The organism is Nocardioides sp., assembly GCF_964228225.1.
In the GTDB taxonomy this organism is placed as follows: domain Bacteria; phylum Actinomycetota; class Actinomycetes; order Propionibacteriales; family Nocardioidaceae; genus Nocardioides.
Genome location: NZ_CAXQZB010000009.1, coordinates 15,432 through 34,834, shown reverse-complemented (window position 1 = coordinate 34,834; position 19,403 = coordinate 15,432). Strand labels below are relative to the sequence as shown.

8 protein-coding genes are annotated in these 19,403 nt (G+C 73.3%); 1 reads left to right on the top strand and 7 read right to left on the bottom strand.

Features of this window, described 5'->3' with window-relative positions; genetic code table 11:
• Position 1: 1 nt before the first annotated feature.
• The gene (gene uvrB, locus ACERUJ_RS02095) at positions 2-2,128 is read right to left on the bottom strand and encodes an excinuclease ABC subunit UvrB (RefSeq protein ID WP_370246781.1); all 2,127 of its coding nucleotides are present in this window, start codon (positions 2,126-2,128) and stop codon (positions 2-4) included.
• A gap of 60 nt (positions 2,129-2,188) precedes the next feature.
• On the opposite strand from uvrB, the gene ACERUJ_RS02090 reads away from it, so the two are divergent.
• Positions 2,189-3,310, top strand: a complete 1,122-nt coding sequence (locus ACERUJ_RS02090) for a hypothetical protein (RefSeq protein ID WP_370246780.1) — start codon at positions 2,189-2,191, stop codon at positions 3,308-3,310.
• A 111-nt stretch (positions 3,311-3,421) separates the two neighbouring features.
• Here the strand turns inward: ACERUJ_RS02090 and ACERUJ_RS02085 are convergent, their stop codons facing one another.
• The 6 genes from ACERUJ_RS02085 to ACERUJ_RS02060 form a co-directional block, all read right to left on the bottom strand.
• The gene (locus ACERUJ_RS02085; protein ID WP_370246779.1) at positions 3,422-4,735 is read right to left on the bottom strand and encodes an aldehyde dehydrogenase family protein; all 1,314 of its coding nucleotides are present in this window, start codon (positions 4,733-4,735) and stop codon (positions 3,422-3,424) included.
• A 97-nt stretch (positions 4,736-4,832) separates the two neighbouring features.
• The gene (locus tag ACERUJ_RS02080; protein ID WP_370246778.1) at positions 4,833-9,017 is read right to left on the bottom strand and encodes a S8 family serine peptidase; all 4,185 of its coding nucleotides are present in this window, start codon (positions 9,015-9,017) and stop codon (positions 4,833-4,835) included.
• Positions 9,018-9,108: 91 nt separating this feature from the next.
• Positions 9,109-10,365, bottom strand: a complete 1,257-nt coding sequence (locus ACERUJ_RS02075) for a phosphatidylserine/phosphatidylglycerophosphate/cardiolipin synthase family protein (RefSeq protein ID WP_370246777.1) — start codon at positions 10,363-10,365, stop codon at positions 9,109-9,111.
• A gap of 107 nt (positions 10,366-10,472) precedes the next feature.
• Positions 10,473-12,962, bottom strand: coding sequence for an MBG domain-containing protein (locus ACERUJ_RS02070; protein WP_370246776.1), 2,490 nt, complete (start codon positions 12,960-12,962; stop codon positions 10,473-10,475).
• 286 nt (positions 12,963-13,248) lie between these two features.
• The gene (locus tag ACERUJ_RS02065) at positions 13,249-15,579 is read right to left on the bottom strand and encodes an MBG domain-containing protein (protein WP_370246775.1); all 2,331 of its coding nucleotides are present in this window, start codon (positions 15,577-15,579) and stop codon (positions 13,249-13,251) included.
• Positions 15,580-15,995: 416 nt separating this feature from the next.
• Complete coding sequence (locus ACERUJ_RS02060) at positions 15,996-19,208, bottom strand: MBG domain-containing protein (RefSeq protein ID WP_370246774.1); 3,213 nt, start codon at positions 19,206-19,208, stop codon at positions 15,996-15,998.
• Positions 19,209-19,403: the final 195 nt, after the last annotated feature.

Genomic DNA, 19,403 nt, shown 5'->3' with positions numbered 1-19,403 from the left:
CTCAGCGGGTGGCCTCCATCATCTGCCGCAGCTCCTTCTTCAGCTCGTTGATCTCGTCGCGCAGCCGCGCGGCGACCTCGAACTGCAGCTCCGCGGCCGCCGAGCGCATCTGCTCGGTGAGCTCCTGGATGAGCTGGGCGAGGTCGGCGCTGGGCATGCCGGCGAGGTCGGCGGCGTGGTGCCCGGCGGCCTTCTCCCCCAGCACCGGCGTGGGCTGCCGGGGCCGGACCCCGCCCGCGCCTCCCTTGGCCTCGGTCCCGGCCCAGGTCTCGAGCAGCGCCTGGGTGTCCTCGGAGTCGCGGGCCAGCATCTCGGTGATGTCGGCGATCTTCTTGCGCAGCGGCTGCGGGTCGATGCCGTGCTCGGTGTTGTAGGCCACCTGCAGGGCGCGACGGCGGTTGGTCTCCTCGATCGCCGACTCCATGGAGGGGGTGATCTTGTCGGCGTACATGTGCACCTGGCCGGACACGTTGCGCGCCGCGCGTCCGATGGTCTGGATCAGCGACTTGTCCGAGCGCAGGAAGCCCTCCTTGTCGGCGTCGAGGATGGAGACCAGCGACACCTCCGGCAGGTCGAGGCCCTCACGCAGCAGGTTGATGCCGACGAGCACGTCGTACTCGCCCATCCGCAGCTCGCGCAGCAGGTCGATGCGCTTGAGGGTGTCGACCTCGGAGTGGAGGTAGCGGGTGCGGATGCCGGCGTCGAGGAGGTAGTCGGTGAGGTCCTCGGACATCTTCTTGGTCAGGGTGGTGACCAGCACGCGCTCGTTCTTCTCCGCGCGGGCGCGGATCTCGTGGATGAGGTCGTCGATCTGGCCCTTGGTGGGCTTGACGATGACCTCGGGGTCGATCAGCCCGGTGGGCCGGATGATCTGCTCGACGACGTCGCCCCCGACCTTGTCCAGCTCGTAGTCGCCGGGGGTCGCGGAGAGGTAGACGGTCTGCCCGATCCGCTCCAGGAACTCCTCCCACCGCAGCGGCCGGTTGTCCATCGCGCTGGGCAGCCGGAAGCCGTGCTCGACCAGGGTGCGCTTGCGGGACATGTCGCCCTCGTACATGCCGCCGATCTGCGGCACCGCGACGTGGGACTCGTCGATGACGAGCACGAAGTCCTCGGGGAAGTAGTCGAGCAGGCAGTTGGGGGCGGACCCGGGCTCGCGGCCGTCGATGTGCATCGAGTAGTTCTCGATGCCCGAGCACGAGCCGACCTGGCGCATCATCTCGATGTCGTAGGTGGTGCGCATCCGCAGCCGCTGGGCCTCGAGCATCTTGCCCTGGCGCTCCATGACCGCCAGCTGCTGCTCGAGCTCGGCCTCGATGCCGCGGATCGCGCGCTCCATGCGCTCGTGGCCCGCGACGTAGTGGGTGGCGGGGAAGACGTGCAGCTCGGCGTCCTCGGTGAGCACCTCGCCGGTGACGGCGTGCAGCGTCATCAGCCGCTCGATCTCGTCGCCGAAGAACTCCACCCGCACCGCGTGCTCCTCGTAGACCGGGAAGATCTCGAGGGTGTCGCCGCGCACCCGGAAGGTGCCGCGGGTGAAGGCGAGGTCGTTGCGGGTGTACTGGATCTCGACGAGCCGGCGCAGCACGGAGTCGCGGTCGTGCTCCTCCCCCACGCGCAGCCGCAGCATCCGGTCGACGTACTCCTGGGGCGTGCCGAGGCCGTAGATGCAGGAGACCGTGGAGACCACGATCACGTCGCGCCGGGTGAGCAGGGAGTTCGTGGCGGAGTGGCGCAGCCGCTCGACCTCCTCGTTGATCGAGGAGTCCTTCTGGATGTAGGTGTCGGTCTGGGGGACGTAGGCCTCGGGCTGGTAGTAGTCGTAGTAGCTGACGAAGTACTCCACCGCGTTGCGCGGGAAGAGCTGGCGCAGCTCGTTGGCGAACTGCGCGGCCAGGGTCTTGTTCGGCTGCAGCACCAGCATCGGCCGCTGCACCTGCTCGGCCACCCAGGCCACGGTCGCGGTCTTGCCGGTGCCGGTCGCGCCGAGCAGCACGACGTCGGAGACGCCGTCGTTGAGCCGCTTGGTGATCTCGGCGATCGCCGCCGGCTGGTCACCGGAGGGCTGGTAGTCGGACTCCACCTTGAGGGGGGCGACACGGCGTTCCAGATCGGTGACGGGGCGCATGGTCCGAGCCTACGGTCGCCCACCGACAACCTCCGGAGGGGCCGCGGCGTCACACGGGGCATGACCGTGCCCCGGACCTCCCTCAGCCCGCTCGCGCGCCTCGCGCTGGGCCTGCTCACCACCTGCTCGACCGCCGCGACCGCGGTCGGCGTGAGCGGTCTCACGGCCGCGCCGCGGCCCGTGGCGCCCCTGGCGGTACCCGTCGCCGAGACCGTCGCGACCTCGGACACGCCCGCACCGCAGGCCGGGCGGACGACGCCCCCGCGCGGTGCCGCGCCCCGGATCGCCTATGCGGTGGACCCCCGTCCCACCTTCGGCGACGGGCACTTCCGCGTCGTCCTGCCCGGTGGGGACACCGTGGCGATGCCGCGCGGCCCGATGGGCGCCTGGACCGTGCAGGACGCCGCTGCCCGCACCGTCGTGCGGGAGTACCAGACCGAGGCGGGCGCGGTGCTGCAGGTCGTGGGTCCCGACGGGACCCTGCTGCACGAGGAGTCGGGGTTGCCCTGGGTGGGCCTGAGCGCCACCCCCGACGCTGCGGTGGCCGGCTGGCAGACGGCGTCGGGCCGGATCCGGGTGCGGGAGGCCGACGGCGCCCTGCTGTCGCTCCCGCGCACGCCGCGACCCGCCGGGCTCGGGACGTTGCTCGGATCCGACACCTGCCGGGAGGCCGCGCCCGAGGGCGGGGGCTGCGCCGCGATCGTGACCGCACGCCGCGGCCCGGCGCGGATCACCACCTCCCACGGGATCGTGGACCGGCTGCCCGGCGTGGGACGGGCCCTCGACGCCGATGCCCGGGGCCGGGTGCTCGCCGTGCTGACGCGACCCGGCTGCTACGGCGTCCTGACCTCGCCCGGCGCGGCTCCGCTCCGGCGGGTGTGCGCGGCTGAGGAGCCGGTGGCGCTCGGCACCCGCGGCCGGGTGGCCGCCCTGGCGGACCCGGTGGCCGACGGCCACCGAACCGTCGTGGTGCGGGGTGGGGACGGCGCCGTCGTGCGGAGCTGGCGCGGCCTCGGCGTCGTGACCGAGGTGGCGTGGGAGGACGCCACCCACCTGCTCGCCGTCGCCCACCGCGGGGCGCGCTGGGACCTGCTCCGCCTCGACCTGGACGGCCCGGTCGTGCGGGCGGCACCCACGCGCCGCACGGGCGAGTTCACCCCCTACCGACTCCCGACCACCTGACTCCCCGTTCTCCGTCGTCACCAGCGGAATGGCTGGGTTGTGGGGGCAAACCGGTGCATTCCGCTGGTGACAACGGAGAAACCGCGACCACCGACCCCGGCGAGGTGGGGCTCAGTCGAGAGAGTGGCGCAGGTGCATCGCGAGCCGGGCGGCGGCCCGGCCCGGCGGGGTGGCGAGCAGCGCCTCGGCCGGACCGGTGGGCACCGGGAGCCGGCGCTTCTGGCGCGTGGTGACGGCCCGGCTCAGCGTGAGCAGGCCCTGGTCGCCGGCGAGCGGGCCGTAGCCGTCGGCCCGCAGCGCGGCCCGGGGCAGACCGCCGCCCGAGCGCCGCACCGCCGGCAGGTTCACCGTCACCTGCGCCGCGCGCAACGCCGTGCCGATGGCCTCCCCGCGTCGACGTGAGAACACGGTGACCTGGGCGTGGGGTCGGGCGCGGAGCTGGTCGACGAGCTCGGGCAGCTCGGTCTCGACGTGCAACCGCACCGGGGGGAGCCCGTCGCCGCCCGGGGCGCCCTCGCCGTCGTGGCGCAGCAGCCCACCGCCGGTGCGGGCGCCCAGCGCGCGCACCAGGCCCCGACCTCCGACCGCGGCCCGCGCCGCGGGCTCCTGGGCGGTGCGGGTGGCCCAGGCGCTGCGCAGGGCCCGGGTGAAGTCGGTCGCCAGGCCGGGGGCCACGAACACCTCGGCCTCGCCGTGCGCACCCCCGCCCGTCACGGGCAGCCCGGCGGCCACGGCCCGCGCGGCCACCTCGACGTCGGCGTCGGGGGCCACGACCGTGATCGGGGCCCCGACCGGCACGCCCGTGACGGGCACGAGGTCACGGGCGCAGCGGGCAGCGATCCCGGCCACCCGGCGGGGGCCGCCGAAGACGACCATGTGGTCCACCGCAGCGTCGGCCAGCACGAGGGCGGCGTCGCGACCGCCGTCGGCGTACAGCACGGCCGGCCGGGCGAGCGGGAACAGGGCGACGGCTGCCTGCAGCGCCTCACGGGTGGAGGGCGGCCCGAGCACGACGACGGCGTTGCCCGCGGCCAGCGCGGCGCTGATCGCGGTGAGCGGACCGTAGACCGGCGCCGCGCCGGCGGCCACCACACCCACGACCCCGACCGGCAGGCGCCGGGTGCGCTGGGCGACCTCGGCGTTGAGCAGTCCCCCGCCCTGGGTGGTCGTGGCCAGCACCCGGCCGGTGTGCTCCTCGAGCCACTTCAGGTGCTCGACGGCCTGCACGACCTCCAGCAGGGCGTCGTCCAGCGGCATCGCGGCGTCCTCGACGAGGCGTCCGGCCAGCTGCTCGGCGTCGCGCCACAACCGGGCCCGCCAGGAGCGCAGCACCCGCAGCCGCTCGGGGATCGGCACCTCCCCCCACACCTCGGCGCGGTCGCGGGCGTGCTCCACGGCGGCGAGGACGTCGGGCTCGCGGGTCACCAGCGGCTCCTCTCGCGGGGGTTCGACGCCGGGGCGGCGCGCAGGACGGATCGCCGTCCAGGATCCCACACCGCGGGCGGGGACGCCGCCGCCGCGCTCACGCCCCGGGTGTCGCCGGCGTCACCCGCCGCGCCGGTCGTCCCGCCCGGTCGTCGTCGCGGATCGTGCCGGTGATCGCCCCGCGGCGCAGGGTCGCGCCGGTGAGGCCGACGACGGCGATCCGCAGCGTCTCGTCGCGCTCGACCCGCGTGTCGCCGCGCACGGGCACCACCCACCGGGCACGCCGGGTGCCCGGGGCGAGCGTCACGCGCCGCCGGACCGTGGTGTAGTCCGTGCCCGCGGTGGCGGTACCCGGCCGGGTGCGCCAGGTGAGGGTGATCGGCGCCGTGCCGGCGCGGTCGAGGCTCACGCGGAACACCAGCCGGCGGGTGCCCCGGTCACCCTCGACGACGCGGGCGGGGGCGACGGTCAGGACCGGCCGCACCGCGGGCGGCGCGTCGAGGATCCGCACCTGCGCCTCGGCGCGCGCGACCTGGGCGTGCTCGGGGTCGCTGAGCACGAGGGCCACGACCTCCGCGGGCTCGGCGGCGGCGTCGCGGCGCAGGGTGAGCGCGACCTGCTGGGTCGCGGGATCACCGGGCGCCCAGGTGAGCGTGCGCGCGACGGTCACGACGTCCGCCGCCGAGGCGGTGCGTGCCGCGGTGGCCACCCGCACCCGGTAGGTGGTGTCGGGGTCGGGGTCGGTCAGGGTGACCGGCACCCGCACGGTGTCGCCCTCGGTCGCCGTGACGTCGTCACCGATCGCCAGGGTCGGGGGCACCGCGAGGATCCGCGCGGTCACGGGGCCGTTGGCCGGCACCGAGGAGGACGCCACGGCGACCTCGAAGGTCTCTTCCGGCTCGGTGGCGCCGTCGGCGACGATCGGCACCCGCACGTGCTGGGTGAGCGGGTCGCCGGGTCCCCACGAGACCGTCACCGGGGTGCCGTCGAAGTCGTCGGGGGCGGTGGCCGTGCCGTCGACCATCGCGAGGGTGACCTGCTGGGAGGCCCCGTCGGGGTCCAGCAGGGTCACGGGGACGTCGAGCAGGTCGCCCTCCCCCACCGGCACCGGGGGCGCGACGAGCACCGAGGGGGACGACGGCGGACAGGTCACCGCGTCCGAGCGGGTGGTGAGGGTCCAGCCGAGCACGGAGCCGGTGTCGCCGGCGGCCGTGTCGGTGACGCGCAGCCGCCAGGTGCCGGCCGGCGCCTCCCCGCGCACGGCGGCGAGCGGCGAGGCGGGCAGGTAGGTGCCGGTGTAGGGGGCGCCGACGGCGGGCGGGGGTGCGTCGGCGTCGTCGCTGAAGCGGGTGTCGACGAGGTCGTCGCCGGTCCCCCCGACGCGGGTGAGCAGCGGCACCACGGTGCCGGCGGGCGAGCGCAGCGCGAGCTCGAGGTCGCCGACGTAGGTGTGGGAGATCCGCACGCTCACGACGACCCGTCCGGCGGTCGGGTCCGCGGCGCTGGCGGGGACCTCGAGGGGCACCTCGATCCCGGGGGCGTTGTCGGGGACGGCCACGGGCACCGCCGTCGCCGCGATGCTGCGCGCCGGGCGCGGCGAGCCCACCGGCACCTCCAGGGTCTGCACGACGGTCCTGCCACCGCCGCGCCAGGTGTGCTCGAGCACCACCGGGGTGGCGCAGTCGGTCCCGGGGTCGAGGCGCACCACGTGGCTGCGGCGCCCCACCGCGACCTCGCCGGGGTCGACGACGGGGTAGCCGACGACGCCGTCGAGCACGGTGGCGGGGCCGCTGACGACGCGCAGGGTGCCGGTGCCGCGCGGCAGCGGAGCGGTGCCGGCGTTGCTGATCGCGGCCTCGACGGTGAGCACCTCGCCCGGGGCCGCGGCGCCGTCACCGCCGGTGTCGGTGGCGGTCAGGCCGGCGCCCGCGGGGACCTCGACGGTGGCCTCGTCGAGGTTCGTGGCCGTGAGCGCGAAGTCCTGCTGGAGGTCGCCGAGGTCGTGCGGGAGGGCGTCACCGGCGATGTTGTGGGCCACGACCCGCACGGCGACCGGACCGCTGAGGCCGGCGGGCAGCCGCACGCTCTCGACGTTGTTGCGCCGGTCGGGTCCCCCGCCGGGCAGCGAGACGCCGTCGGGGCCGGTGACGTTGCCGCGGTAGGTGCGACCCTCGACGACGACCTCGAGGTCGAGGTCGTTGACGTAGGCGTCGCCGGTGGTGGGTCCGGCCGCGTCGGTCCACACCAGCGTGACCCGCACGGGCTCGGCGGGGTCGTGCACGGTGCCGGTCCGCACGACCCGCTGCCCGCTGGCGGCGAAGACGGTGGTCTGGTCGATCAGCAGCCCGTGCGGATCCGGGTCGAAGAGGGTGCCGAGGTCGGGTGCCCCCCAGCCCTGCGTGGGGCTGGGCAGCGGCCCGCCGGTGTCCTGGCCGTCGAGGTGGTCGGCGGTGCCGAGCAGCAGGGCCTTGAGCATCGCCGGGCTGGCGGTCAGCCCGGGCGCCAGCACCCGCCCGTAGTAGTTCTGGGCCAGCGCCGCGGCCCCGGCCACCGCCGGGGTGGAGTGGCTGGTGCCCGAGGACCAGGTGTAGAGCGTCTGACCCGCCGGCCGGAACCGGCCGGCCGGGACCGGACCGCACACACCCGAGCCGTCCGCGCCCGGCGCCAGGGACGCCAGGCCCTCCAGGTGGGTGCCGGCGGCCACGAGGTCGGGCTTGATCCGACCGTCGTCGGTGGGGCCGCGGCTGGAGAAGGCCGCCAGGTCGGCGGCGTCGTCGGCGTCGGCGATGCCGCACCCGTCGGGTTCGCCGTCGTCGCGCACGCCCTCGGTCGCCCCCACCGTGAGGCCGTTCTTGGCGGTGCCCGGGGAGCCGATCGTGTTCGCGGCGCTGCCGGCGTTGCCCGCGCTGATGACGTGGAGCAGCTGCTGGTCGCCGGGGCGCGTGGCCACCGCGTCGCGGGTGAGCAGGTCGTAGGCACGGGCGGTGGCGTCGTAGGCGCCGCCGACGTTGGAGCCCCAGGAGTTGCTGCTGATCGTGGCGCCCGTCCCCGCGACGGTGGCGGCGACACCGGCGTCGGTGCCGCCGCACCGGGAGATCGAGTAGCTGCCGGCGTCGCTGAAGATCTTGACCCCGCTGAGGCGTCCGAACGGTGCGACCCCCAGGCCGTAGCGGTAGCCGGCGCCGTCGGCGCGCCCCGGGCCGGTGCCGGCGGTGTAGCCGCCGACGATGCCGGCGTTGAGGGTGCCGTGCCCGGCCGTGCCGACCGCGGTGGCGTCGGTGCTGCAGTTGTCGTTGACGCTGATCCGCGAGTCCGCGGCCGGGTCGCCGAGCTCGAACAGGTCGGGGTGGGTGGGCACGACGCTGCCGTTGTCGATGCCGTCGTCCACCACCGCCACCACCGGGTACTGCGCGGGATCGGTGGGGAAGCCGAGCCCGGTGAGCCAGTCGAGGTAGCCGGGGCCGTCGGGCACCAGCCGCCCGTCGACGACGCCGGAGTTGCCGGCCAGCAGCTGCCCCTGGGCTTCGTCGTCGGTGCTGCGTGCGAGGAAGGGCTCGACGTTCACCACCGCCGCGCGGCGGGCGATGGTCGCCACGGCCGCGGCCGGGACCCGCACCGAGGCGGTGACGAGTCCGCCCAGCTCGGAGGCGGGGGCGAGCACCCGGCGCCCCCGCAGCACTGCGGCCAGCACGCTCCGCCCCGCCCGGCCGGCGACCACCTGCACCGTGACGTCGACCGGCCCGGCGTCGGCGGGCGGTCGGCGGCGCAGCCCGGGGGCCAGGCGGTAGAAGGGGTCGACGGGCCCGCTGTAGCGGATCCACGCCGGCCGCGCGGCGCGGCGCGCCAGGCGCGCGGCACCCTCGGCGGTGGTCCACACCAGGTAGGCGTGGTCGGGGAGGTAGGTCACGACCCGGCCGAGGCGGGCGAGGGCGGCGTACCAGGCGGGGCGGGTCGGACCGCGGAACTGCACGACCCGCAGCTGGCGTCCCGACGCCTGCGGTGGAGCGGTGAGCCGCGGCGGTCGGACGGCGACGCCGCCCGTGGTCGACACGGGAGCGCCACGCCAGCGCAGCAGCGACGGCGTCGGCCGCGGTCGCGGCACCGGGACGTGCGCGGTGGACGCCGGTGGCACGGCGGCCGGGGCACCGGCGGGTCGCGCCGGCGCGGGCCGCACGCCCTCCGCGCTCGGGGCCGCGAGGGCGCCCAGGAGGAGCGCCGTGACGACCGCGACCACGGCCGGCGCCACTCGGGTCCGTCGTGAGACGGCGTCCACACGGGTCATGACGGTCCTCGCAGCCTCGGATCGGATCGCGCGACGCCGTCGTCGCCCGCCCCATGATGGCCGTCGGGGCCGGGGAGCGGAAGCCGAGGGCTCAGAGCAGGGGGCGCAGCGGCTGGAGGAAGGACTCGGTGAAGCGCCGGTGCAGGTCGCGGGTCTCCCACTCACCGCGGGTGAGCTCGACGCAGTTGGACTCGTCGACCTCGAAGATCCGCTCGAGCTCGCGCGCGAGGCCGGCGTCGATCACCTCGACGTTGATCTCGTAGTTGCCCGAGAGGCTGAGCCGGTCGATGTTGGCGGTGCCGACGGTGCTCCAGGTGCCGTCGACCGTGGCGGTCTTGGCGTGGATCATCGCACCGCGGTACCGCAGGATCCGGACCCCCGACTCGAGGAGCTGGGAGAAGTAGCCGCGCGAGATCCAGTCGGTGACGATGTGGTTGGACTTCAGCGGCACGAGCAGGCGCACGTCCACCCCGCGCATCGCGGCGGCGCGCATGGCGTCCACGAAGTCCTGGTCGGGCAGGAAGTAGGCGGTGGTGATCCACACGTTGGTGCTGGCGCGGTTGATCGCCTCCAGGTACATCGCGCGGATCGGGAACATCCACAGCCGGGGCACGTTGCGCTGCACGCGGATCCGCGGCTCCCAGGTGGAGGCGGTCTCGAGCAGCAGGGGCCGCTCGCTGCTGCGGAACCGGCGCCGGCGGTGCAGGTTCCAGAAGTCGGCGAAGCTGCGCTTGAGGTCCCACACGCCGGGGCCGGTGATGCGCACGTGGGTGTCGCGCCACTCCGACTCGTAGGCCAGGCCGATGTTGTAACCGCCGACGAAGCCCACCTCGTCGTCGACCACCAGGATCTTGCGGTGGTCGCGGCCGTAGCGGCGCAGGTCGAAGAACCGCCATCCCGCGGCGTACACGGGGAAGCGCAGCACCTTCATGCCGGGCGGGAAGCGCTTGAATCGGGGCGAGACGACGAGGTTCGCGAACCCGTCGTAGATGCAGTACACGTCGACGCCGCGCGCCGCGGCGTCGGCCAGGGCCTGCTTGAACCGCTCGCCGACGACGTCGCCCTTCCAGATGTAGGTCTCGAAGAGGATCTGTCGGCGGGCACCCTCGATGGCCGCGATCATGTCGTCGTAGAGGTCGCGGCCGAAGGTGTAGGTGGTGACGGTGCTGTCACCGATCTCGACCCGCCCGGGCGGGGTGGTCGGGAAGGCGTGCGGCTTCTTGCCGCGGCGCCGGTAGGAGTCGACGACCGACATCACCACGGCCAGCGCCACCTGCAGCCCGAAGAGCGTGAGCAGCGTGCGGCGGACGACGACGATCGCCCGCTCCCACCCCGCTCGACTCGGCACGCCGCCACCCTAGGGGGTCGCCGGGCACCGCACGGACCGACGCCCCGTCCGCAGGCGCGGACGGGGCGTCGTCAGGAGAGCCGGACCAGGCTCGGGTCAGGCCTGAGTCAGAGGGTGACGGGGTTGAAGCCCCGCTCGATCTCCCGCCCGTCCTTCATCCCCGACTTGTCGGTGTCGGCACGGTTCGGGTCGGTCCTGGCCCGGTCGAACTTGGTGTTGGCCGAGCCGGTGACCTCCTGCTTGTCCGACAGGCCGTCACCGTCGGTGTCGGCCTTGGCCGGGTTCGTGACCCGCAGCCCGATCGTGTACCGACCACCCTTGGCCTGCACGACCTGCTTCACGTTGGTGCCCCGCACCTCACGCCGGTCGCTCAGGCCGTCGCGGTCGGTGTCCTTGCGCAACGGGTTCGTGCGCACCAGACCGATCACCCGACCGGCCTCGTCCGCACCGGTGCCGGTGTAGACGCGCGCGGAGATCCGGATGCCGCGCACCTCCACCCCGTCCGAGAGGCCGTCACGATCGGTGTCGGCACGACGGGGATCGGTACCGAGTTCCTGCTCCTGGGCGTCGGTCAGGCCGTCACGGTCGGTGTCGGTCACGATCGGGACCACCGAGAGCGTGCCCGCCTCGAAGGTCACCTCGTAGTTGCGCGGATCCACATCCTGCGACGCAGCGGTGAACACGATCGGGTACTCCCCCGCCGGCGACAGCTGGGTCGCGGTGGTCTCCAGCTGCGGCTCGACATCGAGCACGTCCTCCAGGTCGTCCCCCTCGACCAGACCGTCGACCGAGTAGGTCAGCGGCGGGTTCACCTGACCGACCGGACGCGACACATCCTCCGCACTCACCGTCAACGGCGCCGGGGTGACCTCCAGGCTGCCCAGAACGTACACCAGGTCGTACTTGCCCTCCGGACCCGGCGCCACCGCACCCGAACACACCACGTCGTAGAGATCCACCTGCACGTGCACACCCTCGACCCCGCAGGTGGGCAGCGTGGTCAGGGTGTCACCGGTGGCGAGCCCTGAGACCGTGTACCCGAAGGTCGGGTCGGGCTGGCCGTACACCTTGGTCACGGCGTTGCCGGTGATGGTGACCTCGGTGGTCGCGAGCGGGATCACGGCCTCCGAGGCCGGTGAGGCGTCGGAGGCGGTGGTGTCGGCGTTCGCGGTCGCGGTGTAGGTGTAGGAGGTGCCTGCGGTGAGTCCGGTGACCTCGCACGAGAGCGGGTCGTCGGTGGCCTGGATCGTGCACGAGGCGCCACCGGGTGAAGCGGTCACCGTGAACGAGTCGGCCTCCAGACCGGTCGCTGCGGGGGTCACCGTCACCGACGCCGACCCGTACCCCGCCACCGCGACCGGCTTGCCGGGCGCGTCCGGAGCCAGGACCGTCAGTGCCAGGACCTGCGGGGTGTACGTGGTCGCTGAGCCGCCTCCCGACGACGGGACCGTGCCGAGGATCAGGGCGCCCGTGGCGGGCTCGACCGCCACCGAGACCGGTTCGGTCACCGGGCTCGACAATGCCGGCCCAGCCGTGGGGAGTCCGGTTCCGCCGGTGCCGGCGACCCGCTGCACCATCGGTGGGGCCCCCGGAGTCGCGGGCGGGGTGATCGCGAGGACGTCATGGCTGAACCGTCGCGTGCCGTAGAGCACACCGTCCGACGTCCTGGCCAACGAGCCGGCCAGGAACTTGCCGCTCGTCCCGTCCACGGGGGTCGATCCCACGCTCAGATCGGTGTTGTCGTCACTGGAGCCGGCGTAGATCGACACCTGGCCCTGATCGACCTTCATCACACCCGTAAACTTGCCAGCGGGGCCACTCTCGCCGGCGAGGTAGTACGTGTCGGCGTCCTCGACAGCGATCCCGGAGACAGCGAGGGACACCGATGCGAGCGGCTGCGGGGTGGCCGTCACGATGGATGGCGCATTTTTGGCGGCCAGCTCGGTGGGTGTGTCGCCGGCGGTCACCGGCGCGTCGAACCGCATCAGGCTGAGTCGTGCCGCGACGTAGAGCGATCCGTCCGGTGACACCGCGAGGTCGGTAAGTGGGCCGGTGGTGGACAGGAACTGGGTGACGGTCCCGTTGGTCTCGAGCCGGAACACCTTGAACAGAGAAAGGCTGTTCACGCTGTCGGTGGCCGTGCCGATGAAGTAGAGGCGGCCATCAGGTGCGACCGCGACCTGGGTGATGGCACCGAACGCGGAGGTCGCGGCGTCGGCTCCGGTGGTCGGACCCTCCCCGCTCGCGCCCACTCCGGTACCCACCAGCCGCACCAGGTCGTAGGACCCGTCGGTCTGGGGGTCCAACCGCACGATCCGCTTGCCGTTGGCCACATAGACCACACCACCGGCGCCGACGGCAACGTCGTTGATGTCCCCGGCGAGCTTGGCGGCCGCGGCGGGTCCTGCGGCCGGGTCGGTCGGGGTGGTACCGGCGCCGCCTGCCGCGTTAACAATGACCGAGACCCCGAAGGTCGGGACCGTCGGCGCACTGGTGGTCTCAGCGCCGGTGGTCTCAGCGCTGGCGGGCTGGACCGGGCCGAACACCGCGATCGCGCTGGTGAGACCCAGCAGCCCGGCCGCGACGAGCGACGGCACCCGCCGACGCCGCGTCACCGCAGGAGGACGAACAGACAAGGGGGACGACATGCAACGACCTTTCCAAGGCGACGACGCGCCCACACGGCGCAGCGACCAGTGTGTGCGCCCCCCACCGCCAGTCCCACCGATCGAGCCCCGATCGAGCCCCGACGGGCGGAACTTCCATCACGCTCCTGCACCACTCCCGCTCCCGCGGCGCAACCCGACTGACGGACTGTTCAGCCCCCCACGGACACGACGCCCCGCCCGCAGCCGCGGACGGGGCGTCGTGGTCACACTCGGGTCAGAGGGTCACGGGGTTGAATCCCCGCTCGATCTCGGTGCCGTCCTTCATGCCCGACTTGTCGGTGTCGGCACGGTTCGGGTCGGTCCTGGCCCGGTCGAACTTGGTGTTCGCCGAGCCGGTGACCTCCTGCTTGTCACTCAGCCCGTCACCATCGGTGTCAGCTCGAGCCGGGTTCGTGACCCGCAGCCCGATCGTGTACCGACCACCCTTCGCGAGCACCACCTGCTTCACGTTCGTGCCCCGCACCTCACGCCGGTCACTCAGACCGTCGCGGTCGGTGTCCTTGCGCAACGGGTTCGTCCGCACCAGACCGATCACCCGACCCGCCTCGTCCGCACCAGTCCCGGTGTACACCCGCGCCGAGATCCGGATGCCGCGCACCTCCACCCCGTCCGACAGGCCGTCACGATCGGTGTCGGCACGACGCGGGTCCGTCCCCAGCTGCTCCTCACGGGCGTCACTCAGACCGTCGCCGTCGGTGTCGGCCGAGGTCACCGTCAACGTGCCCGGCTCGAATTCGACCACATAGTTGCGCGGCTCCACAGCACGGGACTCGAAGGTGAACTCGATCGGGTACTCCCCCACCGGCGACGCCGCCGTGGCCGAGGTCTCCAGCTGCGGCTCGACCCCCAGCACCTCCTCCACGGTCTCGCCGTCCACCAGACCGTTGAGCGTGTAGGTCAGCGCCGGGTTCGGCGCACCCACCAGCCGAGTCTGGTCATCGGCGCTCAGGGTCAACAACGCCGGCGTGATCTCGAGGGTCCCCGGCACGTAGGAGATCACGTACTTCTCCGCGGCCTGCGCACCCTCACAGGTCACCACCCGCTCACCGACGTCCTCGCCCGCCGCCCGGGTACACGTCGGCAACGTCGTGAGCGCGTCCCCCGAGGCCAGGCCCGACACCTGGTAGGACAGCACCGGGTCGGGCTCGCCGTACACCTTGGTCACCGCCTCCGCAGTGATCGTCACCGCCGTCCGCGCCAGCGGGGTCACCGGGTCCGACGCCACCGACGTCAACGACGTCGCACCGCCCCCCGTCGCCGTCGCGGTGAACGTGTAGCCAGTCCCCGCCGTCAGACCCGTCACCGTGCACGACAACGGGTCCGCGGTGGCCTCGATCGTGCACGTCGCCCCGCCCGGCGACGCCGTCACCGTGAACGACTCCACCTCCAACCCGCCAGCGCCGGGCGTGACCGTCACCGACGCCGAGCCCAACCCCGCCACCGCACCCGGCTTCCCCGGCACCGCCGGCAACCGGGGGACCAGCCGCAGCACCTGCGGCGTGTAGGTGACCGTCGTCGCGTCGCCCGTCGCGGGAACCGCACCGATCAGCAGGGCACCGGTGGCGGCGTCCGCGGCGACCGAGCCTGGCGACGTCACCGGGCTCGAGAGCGCCGGCCCGGGCGCAGCCACCCCGGCGTCACCGGTACCGGCCACCCGCTGGATCATCGTCGTGCCGCCTTCCTGGGCGGGCGGCGTGATCGCCAACACGTCGCGCCTGGAGGCACGGACGGTGTAGAGCACCCCGTCACCAGTGAGCGCGAGTGCGGTCGCCTCGAACCAGCCGCTCGTGCCGGAGACCGGAGTCAGGCCGGGGTTGAGGCCGTTGAACTGGCCCCCGCCGGCGTAGGTCGCGATCTGGTCGGCGTCGACCTCGACCACACCCGCGAATCCGATCGATGACGGCTCGCCGCCACCGAGATAGAAGGTGTCGTCGTCCACCACCGCGATCGCCCGCGGCTCGAAGGCAGTGGCGTCCGCCGGCTGCGGGGTCGCGGTCACCGGCGACGTGCCGGCCGTGCTCTGCACCAGCACGGGGGTGTCGCTGGCGGTGACGGGGGCGTCGAAGCGGCTCGTCCCGTTCGCCCTGAGCATGAAGAGGGCCCCGCTGGGCGCGACGGCGATGTCGAAGATCTCCGCGCCCACGACGCTGAAGACCCAGACCCTGGTGACGGTGCCGTCGGTCTCGAGCCGGAAGACGCTGTAGGCAGTGACCCGGTCGGTGATCACGCTGACGAAGTAGAGCCGGCCGTCAGGCGCGACCGCGACGTGCGAGACGGCCCCGAAGCCGGTGGTGGCCGCCACCGCACCGGTCTCCGGCACCACCTTGGTGTCGGCCGCACCCGTCCCGACCAGCCGGACCAGGTCGTAGGACCCGTCAGCCTGGGGGTCCAGCCGCACGACCCGGTTGCCGTTGGCGACGTACACCACACCACCGGACCCGACCGCGACGTCGTTGCTGTTCCCCGCCAGCGCCGCGGCCGCCGCCGGCCCCGCCGCAGGGTCGGCCGGCGCACTCCCGGCCGCACCGGCCGTGTTCGCGATCACCGACAGGTCGAACACCGGGACCGACGGCGCGGTCGCCGCGACCGCGGCACCCGGGCGCGGACCGATCAGGTCCGAAGCCGTGAGCAGCGCGACCAACGAGGCACGCCGCCCGACAGCGCGGCGACGCCTGGCTGCGGGTCGTGCCGGTAGGGCATGACAGGACTGGACAGACATGGGGGAACCTTTCGTCAGAGCGCGCCGCGGTCCGACCACGCGCCCCGTCACTGTCCTCGACCGCCACCGGCCTCCCAAGCCGAACGGCGACGATCGGAGCATCTACCGCCCGCGATCCCACGCCGACCCGCACCACCACGCCGTGGCCGCTAAACAAGCGCTCAGCCATCCCGGCCGCCGCGCACGACGGCGCCCCGCCCGCTGGACTGCGGACGGGGCGCCGTGGTGGGACCGGTCTCGGGTCAGAGGGTGACGGGGTTGAAGCCCCGCTCGATCTCCGTGCCGTCCTTCATGCCCGACTTGTCGGTGTCGGCACGGTTCGGGTCGGTCCTGGCCCGGTCGAACTTCTTGTTCGCTGACCCGGTGACCTCCTGCTTGTCCGACAGTCCGTCACCATCGGTGTCGGCCTTCACCGGGTTCGTGACCCGCAGCCCGATCGTGTACCGGCCACCCTTGGCCTGCACCACCTGCTTCACGTTCGTGCCCCGCACCTCACGACGGTCACTCAGACCGTCGCGGTCGGTGTCCTTGCGCAACGGGTTCGTGCGCACCAGCCCGATCACCCGACCCGCCTCGTCCGCACCAGTCCCGGTGTAGACCCGCGCCGAGATCATGATCCCGCGCACCTCCACCCCGTCGGACAGCCCGTCACGGTCGGTGTCACGACGACGCGGGTCGGTGCCCAGCTGCTCCTCACGGGCGTCACTCAGACCGTCGCCGTCGGTGTCGGCCTCGGTGACCGTGAGCGTCCCGGACACGTACTGCACCTCGTAGTCCGGGGACGCCTGCACGCCGGCGACCAAATCGGCGGTGAACTCGATCGGGTACTCCCCCGCCGGCGAGGCCGGCGTCGCCACCGTGGTCAGCGCGGGCTCGCCCTCGATGACCTCCGCGGCGTCGTCCCCCTCGACCAGACCCTCGACGCGGTAGGTCAGCGTCGGGTTCGGCGCGCCTGTGACCCGCGACTTGTCGTCGGCGCGGAGGGTCAGCGGCGCCGGGGTGATCTCGAAGCTGCCCTCGACGTAGGACAGCGCGTAGTTCGGCCCGGCCGAGCCGCCCGTGCACACCAGCACGTAGGAGCCTGCGGACGCGCTGGGATCCTGGGGTGCGCACACCGGCTGCTCGGTGAACACCGGAGTGCCCACCGTGGAGGACACCGTCGCCGTGAACTCCGGGTCGGGGGACCCGTACACCCGGCTGGCATCGGTTGGCGTCACCGTCGCCGGGGCCGGCGCCACCGTGAGCGTGGCCGTCGCGGTCTGGTCCAGTTCGAACCGGGAGTCGGCACCCCCGGCACAGCTGATCGTGTAGGTCCCGGCGTCGGTCGCCTCCTGGCCCACACCGCACATCGGCGCGGTGTCCAGCACGTCGTCGTCGGCGATCCCGGTCACCGAGTAGGTGAAGGTCGGCGCCGATTCGCCGAACGTGATCGACACGTCGTTCGGCACCACCGCGCCGGGCTTCTTGGTGATCACCAGGTCCGCCGCACCCACGGTCAGGGTGTAGTTCGAGCCCGCCGACAGGGTGCAGGTGATCGGGTACGACCCCACCGCCGACGGCGTGCCCTGCACCCCGCACGTCCCGGTCACCTCGTCCTGGCCCACCAGCGACCCCGAGGTCACCGTGAACGGGTACGTGCTCGGCAACGCGTCGCGGAACACCCGCGACTGACCCGTCGGGGTCACCGTGATCGGCCGCGCCGTGATCGACAACGACCCCGCCACGTAGCTGATCGCGTACTTCTCCGCCGCTGCGGCGTCGGCGCACGTGATCGCCCGAGAACCCACGCCCTCACCCGCAGCCCGCGTGCAGGTCGGCGTCGTCGTGAGCGCGTCACCGGGCTCCAGACCCGACACCCGATAGGTGAACGCCGGGTCGACCTCGCCGTACACCTTCGTCGCGTCGTCGGCGGTGATCGTGACCGCGGTCCGCGCCAACGGCACCACCGCGTTCGAGGCCGGCGACGCCGTCGAGACCGCCGTACCGGCCGACGCGGTCGCGGTGAACGTGTAGGACGTGCCCGCCGTCAACCCCGTCACCGTGCACGACAGCGGGTCGTCAGCAGCATCGATCGTGCACGTCGCACCACCCGGCGACGCCGTCACCGTGAACGAGTCCGCCACGTTGCCGGACCCGGCCGGCACCACGGTCACCGACGCCGACTCGTACCCCGCCACCGCCGTCGGCGCCGACGGGGGGTTCGGTGCCGGCGGCGGCGTGAGTCGCACGATCTGCGGGGTCTGGACCTCGCTCGACCCGCTCCCCGTCGTGGGGACCGAGGCGAGGACCAATGCGCCGGTGCCGGGCTCGAGCGCCAGCGGGTTCGGAAGGGTGATCGGGCTGCTCAGCGCCGGTCCCGGCACGAGCGCGGAGGCGGTGCCGGTGCCGGCGACCCGCTGCACCATGGGTTCGCCGTCGGGCGTGGCAGGCGGTGTGACCGCGACGACGTCGTTGGAGGAGAACCGCGTGGCGTAGATGACACCGGAACTCGTGGCGACCATGCTCCCGAGGCCGGACAGGTTCACCATCGACACCGGTGCCGGTGTCGTGGTGATCGCTCCCGAGCTGGCACCGGTCGCGTACACCGTCCCCATGCCGTCGGCGATCCGGACGAACCGGGCATTGATGCCCTGCCGCGGCGAGCCCAGGGAACCCGGAGACTCCCGGACGAGCAGAGAGTCGTCGGGCATCACCACGAAGCGGTCGAAGCTAAGGTTCAGCGACGTCGCCGGCTGCGGCGTGCTCGTCGGGAGCGCGGTGCCACCACCGACGACCAGCTGCATCACGGCCTGCGGAGTGCCGGGGTCGGTGATGCGGAGGATCCGACTGGAGTCGGTGCGCAGGTACAGGTCGCCGTCGGAATCGAACGCGAGCTGGAAGACGAACCCGATACCGCTCGTCAGCGGCGCGGTCTGAGTCGCCAGGTAGAAGGACCCGTCACCCGCGATCCGGGTCAGCGTCCCGTCGGTCTCGATGCGGTAGACCCGCAGGAGATCGAGGTCGTTGACGACCGGTCGGCCGGCCGGATCGATGGTGACGCCCGAGAGTCGGCCGAACGACGCAGTCGCCGCGACCGCCCCCGTGGCCGGTGCAGAGGTCGTCGACGCACCGGTTCCGGCGATCCGCACCACGGTGTAGCCGCCCCCGACGGCGGGGTCGAGCCGCACGAGGCGGTTGCCCGACACGACGAAGATCCGCCCGGTGGCGTCGACCGCGAGATCGGAGGAGAAGATCGCGGGGAACCGCGCGGAGGCGGCGTTGCCGGCGGCCGGGTCCGCGGGTGCCGTGCCGGCCGCCCCTGCGGTGTTGGCGATGACGCTCAGCGTGAGGGCCGGGACACTCGGCGTCGATCCGGCGGCGGAGGCGGCGTCGGGTCGCAGACCCACGAGCGTCGCAGCCGCCACGGTGAGCACGAGGAGGCCGCGCGCGAGGACGGCAGGGAGCAGGGGAGGCATCTTGGGGGATCCTTTCGACGGGGCCACCGTGGCCGCCGTCCTTGCAGTGTCGGCAAACGGCCGCCGGAACCGGAGCCCGATCGACAAGATCGGAGCAAGTCCGAGATGCGGGTCGCCTGATCCCGCGGCAGGACGGGGTGCCGCCTGAACGATCGTTCAGGTCGAGGCCGACGTCGGACCACATGCTGGCGCCCC